The sequence below is a fragment of the Dellaglioa sp. CoH-57-MRSF-22 genome, from assembly GCF_056781895.1.
On the sequence record NZ_JBXAXT010000212.1, the window covers coordinates 1 to 272 of the forward strand.

Here is a 272-nt window from a genome sequence, read left to right on the forward strand (position 1 = left end):
GTATGATGGGAAGCTCGCTAGCACCATCGTCAAGAAGGCGCTGGGTCTGTGAACCTATTTCTATAAGGAGAAGTCATGTTCCACAATCGTTCGTTCCAATCAGCAATCATTGCGTTCTCATTCCTCACCACTTATCTGGTGGGTTTCGCGACGCCCGCATCAGCGTTCGCGGAGCGCGCATGGTTCGTGGTATCGGTTGTGGTGCCCACGCTCACGATTCTGTTTGTGGTCTTCGCTTATAACCACAAATTGAAGGTGCTGTTTCAAGAGGC

At 51.1% G+C, this 272-nt stretch carries 1 protein-coding gene; it reads left to right on the top strand.

All coding sequences use genetic code 11. The features are described 5' to 3' along the window. Positions 1–75: 75 nt before the first annotated feature. On the top strand, positions 76–272 hold a 197-nt coding region (locus AC1RPR_RS08825), incomplete at its 3' end, for a hypothetical protein (RefSeq protein ID WP_481763575.1).